The 16,800-nt window shown below is 64.1% G+C and carries 14 protein-coding genes and 1 tRNA gene; 8 read left to right on the top strand and 7 right to left on the bottom strand.

Annotated features, from left to right (window positions below; genetic code table 11):
* Positions 1-9 precede the first annotated feature (9 nt).
* The 3 genes from KYT87_RS08340 (at position 10) to KYT87_RS08330 (ending at position 4,433) form a co-directional block, all read left to right on the top strand.
* Positions 10-1,290, top strand: coding sequence for an arsenic transporter (locus KYT87_RS08340; protein ID WP_104143365.1), 1,281 nt, complete (start codon positions 10-12; stop codon positions 1,288-1,290).
* 163 nt (positions 1,291-1,453) lie between these two features.
* Complete coding sequence (locus tag KYT87_RS08335) at positions 1,454-2,677, top strand: YeeE/YedE family protein (RefSeq protein ID WP_219991985.1); 1,224 nt, start codon at positions 1,454-1,456, stop codon at positions 2,675-2,677.
* A gap of 115 nt (positions 2,678-2,792) precedes the next feature.
* Positions 2,793-4,433 (top strand): FMN-binding glutamate synthase family protein, encoded by a 1,641-nt coding sequence (locus tag KYT87_RS08330; RefSeq protein WP_219991984.1) that lies wholly within the window; start codon positions 2,793-2,795, stop codon positions 4,431-4,433.
* A 53-nt stretch (positions 4,434-4,486) separates the two neighbouring features.
* On the opposite strand, the gene KYT87_RS08325 is transcribed toward KYT87_RS08330, so the two are convergent.
* A complete protein-coding gene (locus tag KYT87_RS08325) occupies positions 4,487-6,025 on the bottom strand; it encodes a phosphatidylserine/phosphatidylglycerophosphate/cardiolipin synthase family protein (RefSeq protein WP_255594007.1) in 1,539 nt (512 codons plus the stop codon).
* Positions 6,026-6,037: 12 nt separating this feature from the next.
* Complete coding sequence (locus tag KYT87_RS08320; RefSeq protein ID WP_046805506.1) at positions 6,038-6,370, bottom strand: YqjD family protein; 333 nt, start codon at positions 6,368-6,370, stop codon at positions 6,038-6,040.
* A 343-nt stretch (positions 6,371-6,713) separates the two neighbouring features.
* On the opposite strand from KYT87_RS08320, the gene egtD reads away from it, so the two are divergent.
* The 3 genes from egtD to KYT87_RS08305 all read left to right on the top strand — a co-directional run bounded on the left by egtD (position 6,714) and on the right by KYT87_RS08305 (position 9,282).
* Positions 6,714-7,691, top strand: a complete 978-nt coding sequence (gene egtD, locus KYT87_RS08315; protein WP_219991983.1) for an L-histidine N(alpha)-methyltransferase — start codon at positions 6,714-6,716, stop codon at positions 7,689-7,691.
* Positions 7,692-7,726: 35 nt separating this feature from the next.
* The gene (gene egtB, locus KYT87_RS08310) at positions 7,727-9,043 is read left to right on the top strand and encodes an ergothioneine biosynthesis protein EgtB (protein ID WP_219991982.1); all 1,317 of its coding nucleotides are present in this window, start codon (positions 7,727-7,729) and stop codon (positions 9,041-9,043) included.
* Positions 9,044-9,205: 162 nt separating this feature from the next.
* Positions 9,206-9,282: transfer RNA gene (locus KYT87_RS08305), tRNA-Met, on the top strand.
* Positions 9,283-9,428: 146 nt separating this feature from the next.
* Here the strand turns inward: KYT87_RS08305 and KYT87_RS08300 are convergent.
* The 3 genes from KYT87_RS08300 to KYT87_RS08290 all read right to left on the bottom strand — a co-directional run bounded on the left by KYT87_RS08300 (position 9,429) and on the right by KYT87_RS08290 (position 11,175).
* Positions 9,429-10,337 carry a hypothetical protein gene (locus KYT87_RS08300; RefSeq protein WP_046805509.1) on the bottom strand — a complete coding sequence of 303 codons (909 nt, stop codon included), beginning with the start codon at positions 10,335-10,337 and terminating at the stop codon, positions 9,429-9,431.
* 201 nt (positions 10,338-10,538) lie between these two features.
* Positions 10,539-10,730, bottom strand: coding sequence for a hypothetical protein (locus KYT87_RS08295; RefSeq protein ID WP_046805510.1), 192 nt, complete (start codon positions 10,728-10,730; stop codon positions 10,539-10,541).
* A 193-nt stretch (positions 10,731-10,923) separates the two neighbouring features.
* Positions 10,924-11,175 carry a hypothetical protein gene (locus tag KYT87_RS08290; protein WP_046805511.1) on the bottom strand — a complete coding sequence of 84 codons (252 nt, stop codon included), beginning with the start codon at positions 11,173-11,175 and terminating at the stop codon, positions 10,924-10,926.
* Between the two features lie 261 nt (positions 11,176-11,436).
* On the opposite strand from KYT87_RS08290, the gene KYT87_RS08285 reads away from it, so the two are divergent.
* On the top strand, positions 11,437-11,628 hold the full coding sequence (locus KYT87_RS08285; protein ID WP_046805512.1) for a hypothetical protein: 192 nt from the start codon (positions 11,437-11,439) through the stop codon (positions 11,626-11,628).
* A 33-nt stretch (positions 11,629-11,661) separates the two neighbouring features.
* Here KYT87_RS08285 and yddG read toward each other — a convergent pair whose 3' ends face one another.
* Both yddG and KYT87_RS08275 read right to left on the bottom strand, forming a co-directional pair.
* Positions 11,662-12,567 (bottom strand): aromatic amino acid DMT transporter YddG, encoded by a 906-nt coding sequence (gene yddG / locus KYT87_RS08280; protein WP_046805513.1) that lies wholly within the window; start codon positions 12,565-12,567, stop codon positions 11,662-11,664.
* A 444-nt stretch (positions 12,568-13,011) separates the two neighbouring features.
* Complete coding sequence (locus tag KYT87_RS08275) at positions 13,012-14,586, bottom strand: sensor domain-containing diguanylate cyclase (protein ID WP_046805515.1); 1,575 nt, start codon at positions 14,584-14,586, stop codon at positions 13,012-13,014.
* Between the two features lie 260 nt (positions 14,587-14,846).
* Here KYT87_RS08275 and KYT87_RS08270 point away from each other — a divergent pair, with 260 nt between their 5' ends.
* A complete protein-coding gene (locus KYT87_RS08270) occupies positions 14,847-16,790 on the top strand; it encodes a DUF4153 domain-containing protein (RefSeq protein ID WP_219991981.1) in 1,944 nt (647 codons plus the stop codon).
* The last annotated feature ends 10 nt before the right edge of the window (positions 16,791-16,800 follow it).

The following is a 16,800-nucleotide window of genomic DNA, read 5'->3' as shown; positions in this document are numbered from 1 at the left end:
TTGATCGTCATGCTGCTTGCCGCCGCCATCTTCATTCTTACCATCACGCTGGTCATCTGGCAGCCGAGAGGCTTGTCCATAGGCTGGAGCGCCGTCATCGGCGCTGGCCTGGCGCTGGCCACGGGCGTGGTGCACCTGGCCGACATCGCGGACGTCTGGCGCATTGTCTGGAACGCCACCGCCACCTTTATCGCCATCATCGTCACCAGCCTGATCCTGGACGAAGCCGGCTTCTTTGAATGGTCGGCCTTGCACGTCGCGCGTTGGGGCGGCGGGCGCGGACGGCTGCTGTTCGTGTTGATCGTGCTGCTGGGCGCGGCGGTGTCGGCGCTGTTCGCCAATGACGGCGCAGCGCTGATCCTGACGCCTATCGTCATGGAAATGCTGCTTGCGCTGGGCTTCGGGCCGGGCGCGTCATTGGCCTTTGTGATGGCGGCGGGGTTTATTGCCGACACGGGCAGCATCGCGCTCATTGTCTCGAATCTGGTGAACATCGTGTCGGCCGATTTCTTCGGCATCGGCTTTGGCGAATATGCGTCGGTGATGCTGCCCGTCAACCTGATGGCCGTGGGCGCCACGCTGGTGGTGCTGCTGCTGTTTTTCCGCAAGAGCATTCCGCCGCGCTACGACGTCAGCCAATTGCCGAGCCCGGCGTCCGCCATTCGCGACCCCATCACCTTTCGTGCCGGCTGGATCGTGCTGGCCTTGCTGCTTGCCGGCTTCTTCGTGCTGGAGCCCATGGGCATTCCGGTCAGCGCCATTGCCGCGGCCGGTGCGCTGGGCCTGCTGGTCATCGCCGGCCGCCAGCACATCGTGGGCACGCGCAAGATCATGCGCGAGGCGCCCTGGCACATCGTGATTTTTTCCTTGGGCATGTACCTGGTCGTCTACGGCCTGCGCAACGCCGGCCTGACCGCGCACCTGGCGCAGGTGCTGGACCGCTGCGCCGAATACGGCCTGTGGGGCGCGGCGATGGGCACGGGCCTGATCACCGCGTTCCTGTCGTCCGTCATGAACAACCTGCCCACGGTGCTGGTGGGCGCGCTGTCCATTGCGGACACCAGCGCCACCGGTCCGCTGAAAGACGCCATGATCTACGCCAACATCATCGGCAGCGATCTGGGGCCGAAAATCACCCCGATCGGCAGCCTGGCGACGCTGCTCTGGCTGCATGTGCTGGCGCGCAAAGGGCTGCGGATCACGTGGGGCTATTACTTCAAGGTGGGCATTGTGCTGACGTTGCCGGTACTGCTGCTGACGCTGGCCGCGCTGGTGTGGCGGCTGCAATAGCGCAGCGACTGTCCCCCTGCCTTTAATAACTTTTAGTTATTACGCAAGCACAAATAGATGGTTTGAGCCATTAAACCGCCGCCGTAAACTTCCAAGCATCTCCACGGGCGCCCCTACACGCGCCCGTTTGCTTTGAACCAATTCAATCCCCCCGGGATGCCCCATGAGTTCCAACGCCTCGACCTTGCCCCTGCCCTCGGCCCTGCCGCCACTGCACATCAACCGCAAGCCCTTGTGGATTGCGCTGCTGCTGTTGCTGGCCGGCGCGCTCTATCTGCTTCAAACCGTCAGCTGGCGCCAAGGTGCGCTGTGGGTGATTGGCGCTCTGCTGGGCGTCACGCTGTATCACGCATCTTTCGGCTTTACGCAGGCTTGGCGCGTGTTCGTGTCCGACCGCCGCGGCGCGGGCCTGCGCGCGCAGATGCTGATGTTGGGCGTGGGCGTGCTGCTGTTCTTCCCGTTCCTGGCCGCCGGCACGCTGTTCGGCCAACCCGTCACCGGCTTCGTATCGCCCCCGGGCGTGTCCGTGGTGCTGGGCGCGTTCCTGTTCGGCATCGGCATGCAACTGGGCGGCGGTTGCGCGTCGGGCACGCTGTTCGCCGTGGGCGGCGGCAATACGCGCATGCTGGTCACGCTGCTGTTCTTCATTGTGGGCTCGGTCGTTGCCACGGCCAATTTCAGCTGGTGGTCGACGCTGCCCGCATTGGCGCCCACCTCGTTGATCAAGACCTGGGGCCTGGCGCCCGCGTTGATTGCCAACCTGGTGATTTTTGCCTTGATCGCCTGGGGTACCACCGCGCTTGAAAAGCGTCGCCACGGCCACGTGATTTCCTTTGCCTCGCGCACCTCGCGCCCCGTTTCCCTGCTGCAAGGCCCGTGGCCGCTGATCTGGGGCGGCGTTGCGCTGGTCGTGTTGAACTTCGCCACGCTGGCGCTGGCCGGCCGCCCGTGGGGCATCACATCCGCCTTTGCCTTGTGGGGCGCCAAAGCCTTGAACGCTGTCAGCGGCGATGTGGCCAGCTGGACGTACTGGAGCAAGCAGCCTTCGCTGGGCGCGCCGTTGCGCCAGGACGTCACCACCGTCATGGACATCGGCCTGATGCTGGGCGCCCTGGCCGCCGCCAGCGCCGCCGGTAAGTTCGCCCCCGTCTGGAAGGTGCCCGCACGCTCGCTGGCCGGCGCCGTCATCGGCGGCCTGTTGCTGGGATATGGCGCTCGCTTGGCCTTCGGCTGTAACATCGGCGCGTACTTCAGCGGCATCCTGTCGGGCAGCCTGCATGCCTGGCTGTGGCTGCCGGCCGCCTTCGCGGGCAGCGCGCTGGGCGTGCGCTTGCGCCCCGCCTTCGGCCTGGCCGTCGAGAAAACGCCCCCGGCTTCCAGCTGCTGACGGCCCGCTGCTGAAAAACTGTGTTCCACGCATCGCCCCCTTTTCAGGGGGCTTTTCTTTTTTCGGCCGCGCCGGCTGGTGTATGGTGGCGTCACTTGCGCACCCCGGAGAGAACATGAGCTGGATGCTTGGCCGTTACACGGCCTTTTTATTGACCCTTGCCGGCGCTGCCGTCACCGCTTTCCTGGCGGCTACCGATTCACTGTGGTGGCTATGGGCCGCCGTTCCGCTGGCGATGCTGGGCGCGCTTGGCGTCTACGACCTGATCCAGACGCGCCACGCCATCCGGCGCAACTATCCCGTCATCGGCAACCTGCGCTTTCTGTTCGAGTTCATCCGACCCGAGATCCGCCAGTATTTCCTGGAAGACGACACGCAGGCCGCGCCCTTCTCGCGCGCGCAACGTTCCATTGTTTATCAGCGCGCCAAGCGCGAAATCGACAAGCGCCCCTTCGGCACGCAGGAAGACGTGTACGGCGACCGCTACGAATGGATCAACCATTCCATGTCGCCCTCGCACATCAATGACACAGACTTTCGTGTCACGGTGGGCGGCCCGGACTGCACGCAGCCCTATTCGATGTCTACCTTCAACGTGTCGGCCATGAGCTTTGGCGCCCTGTCGGCCAACGCCGTGCTGGCATTGAACGAAGGCGCGCGCCAAGGGGATTTTGCGCACGACACCGGCGAAGGCGGCATTAGCCGCTATCACCGCCAGCCGGGTGGCAGCCTGGTGTGGAACATCGGGTCGGGTTACTTCGGATGCCGCGACGAACAGGGAGCATTCTCCGAAGAAGCCTTCATCAAAAACGCCTGTACGCCGCAGGTGAAGATGATTGAAATCAAGCTGTCGCAGGGCGCCAAGCCCGGCCATGGCGGTATCTTGCCCGCCGGCAAGGTCACCCCGGAAATCGCCGAGGCACGCGGCGTGGCCGCGTGGCAGGATTGCAATTCCCCAGCCAGCCATTCGGCTTTCGACACGCCTATCGGCTTGATGAAATTCGTGGCGCGGCTACGAGAACTGTCGGGCGGCAAACCGGTAGGATTCAAATTCTGCGTGGGCCACCCCTGGGAATGGTTCGCCATCGTCAAGGCCATGCTGGAAACCGGCATCACGCCGGATTTCATCGTGGTGGACGGCGCGGAAGGCGGCACGGGCGCGGCGCCGGTTGAATTCGTGGACCACGTAGGCACGCCGCTGCGCGAAGCGCTGCGCCTGGTGCACAACACCTTGATCGGCGTGAACCTGCGCGACCGCATCAAGATCGGCGCATCCGGAAAAATCATTACGGCCTTCGACATGGCGCGCGTCATGGCGATGGGCGCCGACTGGTGCAATGCGGCTCGCGGTTTCATGTTCGCCATCGGTTGCATCCAGGCTCAGGCCTGCCATACCGGCAAATGCCCCACCGGTGTCACCACACAAGACCCGCTGCGCCAGCGCGCGCTGGTGGTGCCCGACAAGGCCCAGCGCGTGGCCAACTTTCATCGCAATACGCTGCATGCGCTGGCCGAGCTTCTGGCGGCGGCGGGCCTGACGCACCCGGGCCAACTGCGCCCGCATCACATCGCACGCCGCATCTCGTCCAGCGAAATCCGTTTGTTGTCGGCGCTGTTTCCGGAGTTGGCGCCAGGTGAACTGCTGCGAGGCGAATTCCGGCATCAGGTGTTTCGCGTGGGCTGGGCCATGGCCCAGGCGCAATCGTTCCAACCCACGCAAGACATCACCACGGCGCTGGCCGAGCACCGCGCCTAGCCACGCAGCGCTGACCGCTTGAGACAGCTTGGGCGGATGGTCGGACGCGGGCGCTACAGCCAGCGTTCGAACATCCGCGAAAAGAACTCCATGAACCGATCGTCCACCCCCCGCTGCCGCCAGGTTTCCGGGGTGATGGGCACGGAATCGGCAACGTCGCGCTGGAACAGCGCTTCCATTTCGCCGGCGAATTCCGGGCCCAGCACGACCGCGTTGATCTCGTAGTTCAGCGCGAAACTGCGCCAGTCCATATTGCTGGACCCCACCGTGGACCAGACGCCGTCCACCACCGCCGTCTTGGCATGCAACAAGGCATCGCGGCGCTCGTAGAGCTTGACGCCGGCTTCCAGCAGATCGGTGTAATGCGAGCGGCCGGCGTTAAAGACCAGCGACGAATCGCTGAACCCCGGCAACACCAACACCACATCGACACCGCGCCGCGCGGCCGCCGACAGCACGTCGATAAAGGCCGGATCGGGCACGAAGTACGCCATGGTGATGTGGATGGATTTCTGCGCGCTTTCAAATGCCGACATCAGCGTCAGATAGACGGTATAGCCGTCGCTGCGATCGGGTTGATTCGCCAGGATGCGCACGGTGGTCGACCCCGTCGGCGGCGCGACATGCGTGCCGCCGCCCTTGATCGGTTCATCCGATTGCGACGCCCACCCCGCCTGAATCACCTGTTCCAGCTGCGCCACGGCCGGCCCTTCGATGCGCAAGTGCGTATCGCGCCATGGCGCGGCCTTGGCATCGCCCTTGGCCTTCGGGCCGTCTTGTTTTTCATCGTCCGGCTTGGCATCAGCCTCTTTGCCCGCGCCGCTGCCCGAGCCGCCACTGGATTTACCACCCGACCCGGGGGTCGAGCCCGAGGCCGACCCCGGCGACGACTCATAAACGCTGCTGACATTGATGCCGCCCAGGTAGCCGACCTTGCCATCAACCACCAGCACCTTGCGGTGATTACGCTGGTTCGGTGACCATCCCGCGCGCGCGGCAACCGGGTTGACGGGGTTGAACACCGCCACCTGAACGCCTGCGTCGCGCAAGCGTTGAAACAAGGCGTCGGGCGTCTTGATGGTGCCCACCGCGTCGACCATCAAAGACACTTCGGCGCCGCGATTGCGCGCGGCGATAAGCGCCTCGGCAAAGCGCGCTCCTTCGGCATCGTCTTCAAAAATATAGGTCTCCATGTGCACATAGCGGCGCGCCTGTGCAATGGATTTCAGCATCGCTTGATAGGTCGTGGGCCCGTCGGCCAGCAACTTGACCTGATTGCCGGGCGACAGAGGCGCGCCGCTGACGGCTTGCTCGACCGCCAGGTGACGCGCCAGGAAATCATCCTTCGGCGTGTTGGGGTCGGCAACAATGCCTTGGCCGCGCCGGTAGCTTTCGCGTGCGGCCTCGGCGGACAGCCCGGCCTGTTCTTTACGGGCCTGGCGTTCATCGGCGTCCGGCACCCGGGCGCAGGCCGCCAGCAGCGTGGCCGCGCACGCCAGCACCAATGCGTGCGCCCAACGACGCGCGCCGGACAGCCACGAAGGCGCGCCCGGCGCGCGTACTACCCGGCCCAAGGCCGGTGGTGGTCTCATGGCGACTTCGGCTTAACGCCGGCCGCTGGCCACCAGGCAGCCCAGCAAGGCGCCTACCAATGCCGCCACGCCCACCGACTTCCAGGCATGCTCGTGCACGTATTCATCGGCGTAGGCCTTGGCGCGATAAGCACGTTCGCGTGCCGCGCCTTCCCAATCACCCGCATGGTGGCGCGCTTCGGCAAGTTGCGACTTCAGCCGAGCACGGGCGGATTCAATCTCGGAGCCCGTATAAGAAGCCGTCGAACGCAAGAGGTCTTCGGTTCCAGAGAGCAGATCGCGGAAGCTGTCGTTGACCCGGTCACGGTGCAGAGCCATCTCGGCGCGTTGGTGCTTTCGATTCATAGTCGCTCCTTTGAAGATTGGGGTCGCAAGGGGGGAGAGCCACGCCGCGTTGCCGCAACGTCAACGACGCCACCCCGTTGACCATGTCCCCATTGTGCCGATCATTTGGCGGCGCCGCTCCAGCTTTCGCAACCAGCCGTAATCCGATATTTCAGCGGCCCGAAACTTGCTGTAGGGCTACCGCGAAGCGCTGGGCGGGCGGCATCCCTGTTTCGGCCCGCTGCTTCAATTTCGTAAAAGTCCATTGCATTCAGCGGCTTAGCGCTTGACACCGCAGCCCCCCTGGCCGCCACAATAACCCCCTTGCAATGCGCTTCAACTGCCTCAAAAAAGGAATGAACGCATGGTTTCCCCTTCCGCAATGCTTGCCCCCGCAGCGCCGTCTTTCGTGGCGCACGAGGCCCAGGCCCCCCGTCCCGAACAGGCAGAGCTGCGCGACGGCTTGCTGGATGATCCGGCGCATATCGACCCCAAGTTTCTGTACGACGCGCTGGGTTCGTCGCTGTTCACAGCCATTACCCAACTGCCGGAGTACTACCCGACGCGCTGCGAAGCCGAGATTTTTCAGAATCACGCCCACGACATCGCACGCCACATCGGGCCGGTGCAGTCGATGATCGATCTGGGCGCGGGCGATTGCGTCAAGGCCGAGCGCCTGTTCGCGCGCTTACGCCCCCAGCACTACATCCCCATCGATATCTCGGCCGATTATCTTCAAGCCGCCGTGGAACGCCTGCGCTTGTCGTACCCCGACCTGAAAGTGACTCCGGTGGGCCAGGATTTCTCACAAATTCTTGCGTTGCCGGCGGGCGTTCCGCCAGCGCAGCGCCTGTTCTTCTACCCCGGTTCCAGCATTGGCAACCTGAATCCGGACAGTGCGCTTGCCATGCTCAAGCGCATCCGCGCGCAATGCGCCGGTGGCGGACTGCTGGTGGGGGTAGACCGGGTCAAGCCCAAGCAGGTGCTTGAGCCTGCCTATGACGATGCACTACACCTGACCGCGGCGTTCAATCTGAACTTGCTGCGGCACGTGAACAACGTGCTGGACAGCGATTTCGACGTGGCCGACTGGCGCCACGTCGCCTTGTTCAACAGCGCCCGGTCGCGCGTGGAAATGCATCTTGAAGCGCTACGCGCGGTGCGTGTGTCGTGGCCCGGGGGCCAGCGCGAATTTCGCGAAGGCGAACGCATCCATACCGAAAATTCCTACAAATTCACGCCGCAAGCGTTCTCGGACCTGCTGCAACGCGCGGGCTTTGGCGACATTGCCCACTGGTCGGATTCGCGCGGCTGGTTCTCGGTTTTCAGCGCCCGTGCATGACGCGGGCAGTTCATCAACGCCACTGGAGGATCGCCATGGAACCTGCCTGCCTGCTGACTCACCCCGCCACCGGACCCTACGCAAGCGGGCAGGCCGGCCAGCATGACCGCTACGACGCGGTGCGGTCCACCAGCACCGCGCTTGCAGCGCCGCTCAGTCCTGAAGATTGCCAGGTGCAGTCCATGCCGGACTGTAGCCCCGTCAAGTGGCACCTGGCGCACACCACCTGGTTTTTCGAGACCTTCCTGCTGACGCATTTCCACCCGGCCTACAGCGTGTTTCACCCGCAGTACCGGATGCTGTTCAATTCCTACTACAACGCCATCGGCGCCAAGCATCCGCGACCGCAGCGTGGGCTGTTGTCGCGCCCTGCCCTGTCCGAGGTCCAGCAATATCGGCAGCATGTCGACGCGGCCATGCACGACCTGATTTCGCGGCTGGGCGGCAATGATCCTGCGTTTGATGCCCTGCTTGAACTGGGCTTGAACCATGAACAGCAACATCAGGAATTGATCCTGACCGACCTTAAGCACATGCTGTCCTTCAATCCCCTCAAGCCCGCGTACGTGGCGCCGGGCTCGCCCGCACTGCCGCCGGCCACGCCGCCCGGGTGGACGCGCTATGGCGGCGGCATTACGCGCATCGGCCACGACGGCCGAGGTTTTGGTTTTGACAATGAAGGCCCGGCGCATGAGGTGCTGCTGGGGCCTTACTACCTGGCCGACCGCCTGGTCACCCAACACGAGTTCCTGGAATTCATCCGCGACGGCGGCTATAAGCGGCCCGAACTGTGGCTGTCGGCAGGTTGGGACCGCGTGTGCGCCGAGGGCTGGCGCGCGCCGCTTTATTGGCAAGGCCAACGCGACGACTGGCAGGTCTTCACGCTACGCGGCCTGCGGGAAGTGGAATTGCAGGCGCCCGTCACGCACGTCAGCTACTACGAAGCCGATGCCTATGCGCGCTGGGCCCGGGTGCGCTTGCCGCGCGAAGCGGAATGGGAACACGCCGCGCGCCAGCAGACCGACCCCGTGTTTCCCGGCCGCGCCAACATGCTGGAAAACGGCCACCTGGACCCGCGTCCCGCGCCCGCGCGCAATGCGTCCGGCGGACCGGTCCAGCTGTTTGGCGACGCCTGGGAATGGACGGCAAGTTCGTACGACGCCTATCCCGGCTACAAGCCCGACGCAGGCGCGGTGGGCGAATACAACGGCAAGTTCATGTGCAACCAATACGTGTTGCGCGGCGGCTCGTGCGTGACGCCGCGCGACCATGTCCGGGCCAGCTACCGCAACTTTTTTCCACCGGAAGCGCGCTGGCAATTTTCGGGCATTCGGCTGGCCAGGGATGCGTGAAAAGGCACGCTGATTTTTCGCTTGCCGCCCGCTTGCACGCGAAAAAAGTTTTATGCTAGAATTTCGTTCTTCGTTGATCAGCGACACGAATTTGGAAACAAACCGGGCACTGAAAAGCGGAGAAAGCAGGAAAAAGAAAAGTAAGAAAAAGCACGACAAGTTGGCGCATTAGCTCAGCCGGTTAGAGCGACGGAATCATAATCCGCAGGTCCCCTGTTCGAATCAGGGATGCGCCACCAAGAATTTAAAAAGGCCCTCACTTCGGTGAGGGCCTTTTGCATTGCAGGGGCTGGGGCGGAGGGCTGGAGCACTGCCCCTGCGCAAAATTAGCGCAAAGCGCCCGGGGCGCTGCTGCCTGCGTCTGCCCCATCCGCCTGCTTCTGCTTTACAGCTTGCGAAGCGTATCGCGACGCTTGCCGCCCCAGGTTGCGGCCAGGCTGGCGACGAAGGCGCCAATCAGCATCGATGCGAAGCCCCACAGCGCGAACGCGGCGGCTGCCTTGCGCGCCTTGTCGGCCGCTTCCTTGGCCTTTTGCTTGGCGTCTTCGGCGGCCTTCTTGGCGTTGGCGATGGTCTGCTCGACACGGCGCTGCGCCACGGCCGGTTCCTGACCGGTTTGCGCGGCCACGACCTTTGCCACGTAGTCGCGGTCTTCGGGCGTCATGTCACCACGCGCCAGGCTCATGGCCACGATGCGGCCGACTTCCGTGCGGGCGGCGTTACGGTCGCCAGCCGCTTCGGGCCGGTCCGAACGCAGCAACGTATCGGTGAAGTACTCCGTTGCGCGATCCATGCCACCGCCGCTGGCGCCGGCCGCGGCCGTGGCCGTCACCGCCGTGCCTGCACCGGCAGCCACCGACGCGCCCGCCTTGGCCGCGCCGGACGCCAACGTGGCAATGGCCGAACCCAGCAAGGCCGCGCTGACAACCGCGCTCAGTGCCCACACCAGAAAGCCGTGCGCCGTGTCGCGAAAATAGATCTCGTCGGAATGCACGTCCACCCACTTGGTGCGCAGGCGCCCGGCGACGTAGCCGCCGATACCGTACGACACGATCTGCGTGAACAGCATCCACGCAATGATGCTGATGCCCACGGCGGGCGCCGACATGCCCTCATCGCCCCAGGGCGACACAGACAGGAAGCCCAGGCCGGTACCGCCGGCAAACAAGGCCAATGACAGCGCCGCGGCGATCACGGCACCCGCGAATACCGCGGCCCAGGACACCGCCGATATCGCCGACTCGCGTGGCGGCACGGCGCCGTAGGGTTGGCTCAAAGATGATGCGTTTTCCATGGTGATTCCTTGTTCATTGTTATTTCACGCCGGCTGCGTGCAACGCCGCACCGACGCCGATGCACGAGACGGCCAACCGGCATCAATGCCAGAAAAGCGCCAGCAAAATGATGATGGGAATAGGCACGCCAAGCAGCCAAAGCAAAATGGAACGCATGACAGACTCCTTCTCAGGGTTATCGAAAAAAGTGGACGTGGCGCTCAGGCCAGGTCGATCGCGCCCGGCATGCGGGGGTCCGGCGCAGGCGGTGTAGGGTCCTGCAACGGCGGATCATCCGGGGGCTGATTCGGGTCCGACAGGGGATCGTCGGGCGGCAGGTTGCCGGGCAACGACGGGTCATCCGGCGGCAGATCGTCCGGCAAGCCGGGCTCTCGATGCGGGGACTGGGGCATGATCGGTTCTCCTCTGCGGCGCAAAGTGCACCGCCCTGCCCTTCAGCAAGCGGCGTTCCCGGCACCGGCAACGTCCCGCCACCCCGTCCCCGCCGTACCCGCCCTACGCGTCCTCCGCTCCCATTAGCCATTACCAGCGCGCGCAAAAAAGCCCTCTTGCGAGGGCTTTCGGTCATTCAACAGCGAGGGGGCTTCACGGCTTGGGTTTGCCGTCCCGGCTTATCGCCACGGCATTATTTCCGTCTTTACCCAGGATTTTCATGATTGCGGCCTTACCGGCAACCGAAGCTTCATCCTGGCTGCCATATCGCTTTTCAGAATAATTGGTGCTGTGCACATTGCCGGTTTCGGGATCCAGCAACGTGATGATCCAGGCGAATTCGCCCGGCAGCAGTTGCCTGACTTGAAGCGTGGCACGCGTGCCAGGGCGCAATCTGTTCGGCATGTTGCCGCCTTTTCCAGGATGGGACGCCGCCATCGTAGCGCAAACCGTGGATGCATGAAGCCCTTGGCGTACACCGTTTGAATTGCTGCAACCGCACACGAATTCATGCTGCGGACCGCGCGGCAAAAACGCCACACCGAGATCCCCGCGCCAGGAAAACCCTAGGGCCAAGTCCGCAAATACAGGCGCACAATCAGTTCACACATACAGACCGTACAACGCGGCGCCGAATCCCTTTAATCAGGCGAGGACGGAGACAACATGACTTACGTAGCAGTGGTAATGAGCTGTTTGATGGTTATGGGTATCGTCGGATTAGTGGTTCAAACGATTCGAAGCGCGGGCCCCGAGCCCTGGCTGAAGATATCGGCGGCGATTGTCAGTTCAACTTTTGCGTCGTTGTTGCTTATCCCGTTGGGATACGCGGTGGCGCAGTCCATGCTGATCGACTGATTGCTTTCAACCTTCGGTAATCGCCGCCCCGGGCTACACGCCCCGAGCGGCTTTGCTTTTCGTTGCTGCCCAACACAACAAAGAGCCCGCTGTGACCATCGCCACTCCTTGCCAGAATGACGCGGTCAAGCGGGTAGACAGCCATACGGCTGCGAAAAAGGTGGACAGCACCGGAGTGAAATAGGACGCCGTCGCCAACAAGGTCAAGTTGCCGTTCAGTATGCCCACGTTCCACAGCGCGTAACCGGCAGCCATTGCACCGCCGGTAATAACGAGTTCAAGCGTGGCGGGCACGGTAAACGCCAACGGCGGTTCGGCGCTGAATCCGTACTTGGCCCACAAGGCTGCCGCCGTCAGCATGAAAAACAAGGTCACGCCGTTTTTACCGTCGGCATATCGTTTGGTCACGTTGCAATACACGGCCCAGATAATGGCGCCGCCCAATGCCAATCCATAACTCAGGGGGTTGCTGGAAATGTTTGCCAGTGTGCGTTCCCAAGACAGGCTTGATCCGCCCACGACCCATACGATGCCGCATACCGACAGCAATATGCCGGGCACCACCCAGGCATTGGCGCGCTGCCCGTTCATGGCAATGGCGAACAGCACAGTCAGGCAAGGCCAAAGATAATTGACGATGCCCAGTTCGATAGCTTGGGCGCGGTCCAGCGCAAACCCCAGGGATAGCGACAGGCAGATCTCATACGCAACGAACAGCATGCTGCCCACCCAGAGATAAGGCCGCGGAAAACTCCGTAACGTCGGAAACCCAAGCAGACACACAAGGAAGGCTGAACCTACCGTATAAATAAGCGCGGCGCCCCCGACGGCGCCGAAATTCTCACTGACGCCGCGAATCAGGCCGACGACCGTGCCCCAAAGCAAGATCGCCAGCAGACCGAAAAATGTGGCCGTATTCCGGCCGGGAGAGAATCGCATTACCGTTTCCGCTAATTTGCTTGATGCCCCTCGTTTGGCACCCGAGCGGCGGCAGGCGGGCAGTGTAGCGAAAACCAATCGTTATCGTAGTGACCGACCGGGGCGGCCAGTACCGCGCCGGGATACGCGACAGACCCACTGAAACATCAAACAAGAGGGAGTATCAGCGGCATGGCCATTTCCATACGCAGATTGAGCGATGTGCTAGCCAGCACGGAGTCGGGCCGGCTTTACCGGATCGAAGTCTTCTTGCAAGCGGATACGCCCGGTGCGTCCGGCCCGCCCCTGCTTGCGACGTCCCGGTACATCCTCAGAACGTCTGAGGGAGAAGGCGTGATCGCCCTGGGTGAGCGACGATATCAGTTGAATTCCGGCGAGGTCCTGACGGCGCTGGCGCCCCAGCAACCGCCGCGGCCTGACGCGTAAACCGCCTGGCGCCCCGCGCTAGCGATCCCACGCCACCCGCCGCTTACCTTCGCCTTTGGCCTTGTAGAGCGCCACATCGGCGCGCTCAAGCAGCTGCAACATCGTAATACCGGAGTCGGGATAGACGGCAATACCCACGCTGGCCGACACGCCCACGCTGATGCCCGGATAGGGCAAAGACAAGCTATCGACCAGCGCCTCGGCCACGGACTGCGCCTGTTCCTGGCCCACGCCCAGCAGCAGCACCGCGAATTCGTCGCCGCCCAGCCGGGCTGCCACATCGGACACGCGGATCGCGCGCGCCATGCGGTCCGCGGCCTCTTTCAGCACGGTGTCGCCAGCGGCATGGCCATGCAGGTCGTTGACCGCCTTGAAGCCGTCAAGATCGATGGCCAGGATGGCGAAGGATTCGCCGCTGCGCTGCGCCACGGCTAATTCGCGCAGCACGAGCTCACCGAACAGCACCCGGTTGCACAGGCCGGTCAAGGGGTCGTAGTGTGCCAGGTGCTGCGCGTGCGCCAGCATGCGGGACGCCTGCAACAACGCCGTGCCGACTTCCTCTGCCTCTTTGACGCTTGTGCCCGCCAGCTCGACGGTGCGCCCCTCGCCCAACGCCAACGCCGGCCCGACCAACCCCTGCACCGCGGACGTCAAGCGGCTGGCAAGGCGCAACGCCAGCCACAGCCCCAGGCCGAACGCGAACAAGGTGCCCAGGGCAATCCAGGCAATCGACCGGTACAGATCCGTGGTGACCAGACTCATGGGGGCACCCGCCACAACCGTCCACTCCGACAACATCGAACGGCTGAACGCCGTGTAGACCGGCGTGCCTTCCTTGGTGATGGATTCGAACGCCCCTTCGCCTTCCTGCTGCACGGCCTGCGCCAGCGCCGGCACGGCCTTCTGGCCGACGAACTTCGCGCCGTCGCGGGTGCGGGCGATGATTGTTCCCGAGCCATCCAGCACCGCGGCCACCCAGCCTTCGGGCAAGGCGCGCCGGGCCAGCGCGTGGCCGATACGGTCGGGTGACAAGCCCACGTTCAGGCTGTAAATCACATTGTCGGCCCGCACCACCGGTACACCCATCGCAATCGTCGGCTTCTTGCTGACGCCGCCGATGAACAGGCTGGTCAGCACCGGCGCCCGCGTAGCGAATACCCGTCGCAGGTCATCGGGCGCACCGCTCAGAGGCAATGGCGCGCCAAAGGGCGCCAGGGTATTGATCAGCTGGCGCCCGTCGTGGTCGGTCAGGACATAACTGTCCACGATCTGAAAACGCAACGAATCCCGCGCGCGCTGATGAAAACTGGCAAGGTCGCCGCTAAGCAGGTCTGGCGAGGTGGCCAGCATCTGCAAGCCGGCTTGAACGCCGGTCAGCTCGCGATCAAGGATGGCGGCAAGGTTGCGAGCCAGGAAAATCGTGTCTCGCAGGATCCGGTCTTTTTGGACGACGTAACTTTCGTACACCGCCACCGACGCCACGACCAGGGCCGGCAAAATACAGGCAAAGACGAGTGTCAGCAGACCGGTGCGCATTGAATACCGGTGTTGAGGGCGCGTCCGCACGCCAGGCAGGCTTTCGCCATCAGCCATCGTCTTCCCCCTTGGAACCATGCGCCTCCCGATACGTCCTGTACGGATCGCCGTCCGGTCAGGATGAAATTCAGAAATTATTGCAGAAGCCGCAACCGCACACTCCGCGCACAGACGCCTTTTCGGGGCGTTATCACGCCTTTGGCGCGCCACATCGCGTCCCCAATTTACTCCGAAAAATCCGCGCCCGCGACGATTTGATGGGGGCGAAACGCGTCTTGTCCGGGCGCGACAGCCAAGCTGTTGCTACTATCGCCGCCATGAATAATCCGTCCCTGAAAAAGACCGTCGGCGCCCGCCTGGACGCGGCGGATATCACCGTGCTGATCCATGGCGCCATCGCCGCGCTGCTGGGCGCGGGCATGCAGCAGTTAATGGCCCATCGGGCCTGGCCCTGGGGCCACCCCTTCGCCTTGTATTTCCTGCTGCAATGGCTGGCGCTGATGCCGCTTGCCGCAGCGTTGCTGTCGGGAATGAAAAGCCGCCGACGGTGGCTGACGGCGCTGGGCATCTTCGGCGTGTTGCTGCCGCTGGTCACTGCTTACGGCATGACCGCCGCCTTTGGATCCATGCCTGATGAACGAGGCGGCTGGGCGGGCCGTGGCGAGACGGCAATGGCGCTGTTGTTGGCGGGCATGGTCGGCTTTGTGCTGCTGGCCTTGGTGCAGGCGCTGGACGTTCACAGGCCTCGCTGGAACTACCCCGCCATTTTCCGCGCTGCATGGCGCAACTCGGTCCACCTGGGCTTGAGCCTTGGCCTGGCGCTTTGTGTTTGCCTGCTGATGGCGGCGGCCGGGGCGATGTTCGACATGATCGGAATCCGCATCGTGCGCAGCCTGGTCGAGGACGCGACGTTCCGCTTTGCCGTGTGGCCGATGGTCCTGGCCGCCTGCCTGGTCGGCGTGCGCCGCCGGCCGGCGCTGACGAACATCCTGCAACGCGCCTGGCTGACGCTCAATGCGTGGCTGCTGCCGCTGGTGACGGCAGTGGGCCTGGCCTTTACCGTCGCGCTGGCGGCAAGGCTGGCGCTGGGGCTTCAGGCCGTGCAATTATCCGCCGGCGCGCTGATCGCCTTTTTACTGGTCTGGATCAAGCTGATCAACGCGGCCTGGCAAGACGGTCCGCAAGCAGACCCGTTTGGGCCTGGGCTGCGCCGGCTGTTGCGCTGGGCGATGGTGTGTCTGTTGCCGTTGGCGGCCGTCGCCCTGACCGGCGCGGTAGTTCGCGTCGAGCAATACGGCTGGACGGTGCTGCGCGCCTGGGGCGTGGGTGCCGCTGCGATCCTGGTGCTGTACGGGGTCGGGTATGCATGGGCGGCGATACGTGGCAAACACCATCATGCGGCGCTTGCAGCCACCAATCTGGTCGCGGCATTGGCCACGGTGGCGCTGCTGCTGGCGCTTGCCACGCCGCTGGCCAACCCGCTGCGCCTGAGCGCCGAAAGCCAGTTTCAGCGGCTGGTGGACGGGCGCAAGGATCCGGAGGATTTCAGCTTTCATGCCATGGGCAGAGACTACGGCGTGTGGGGGCACGATGCCTTGCGCCGGCTGGCGGACGGCGCTGCCAATGCGCGCGACCCTCGTATTGCCGAAGCCGCCAAAGAGACGCTGCAAGGCGGATATTTCCGCTGGGACGCGCCCTTGGATCCCGCGCGGGACCAAGCCCCCGACCTTGCTGTAACGCTGGCCGTGACACCGGCCGGGCGCGACGTCCCGGTGGCGTGGTGGCGCACTCTGCGACGCGAACATCCCGCGTTGGCACGCGCGTGCGTGCCTGGTGCCCAGGCCCAGGCCCAGCCCCAGGCCCGTGCCGAAGCGTCGGCCGCCGCTGCGTCGGGCGCCGAAGCGTCGGGCGCCGATGCGTCGGGCGCCGCTGCGTCTACCGCCGAGGCACCGCCTGTGTCGCGCTGCCGTGTCATCTTCGCCGACCTGACGGGTGACGGCGCGGACGAACTGGTTTTGTACGTGGCGCCTCAATCCGACACAGACTACCCGGGGCCGGACCGCTTCAGCGCGTTTACGCTGGATGCGGCCGACCAATGGCGTTATCTAGGCGACCTGCACGCCGCCAGCTTTGAACAACCCATGGAAGACGTCACCGGCGTGGACGATGTGGCGCAGGCGTTAAAGCAGGGGCTGGTGCGCACCCGCCCCCGAGCCGATCGCGACCTGCTCATTGGCGACCAGTTGCTACGTCTGCGTTGATGCAATGGCC

It is taken from the genome of Achromobacter sp. ES-001 (assembly GCF_019448355.1).
GTDB classification, from domain to species: domain Bacteria; phylum Pseudomonadota; class Gammaproteobacteria; order Burkholderiales; family Burkholderiaceae_B; genus Achromobacter; species Achromobacter spanius_B.
Note: the sequence above shows the minus strand (reverse complement) of the source record. Positions and strands in the feature narration are given on the sequence as shown.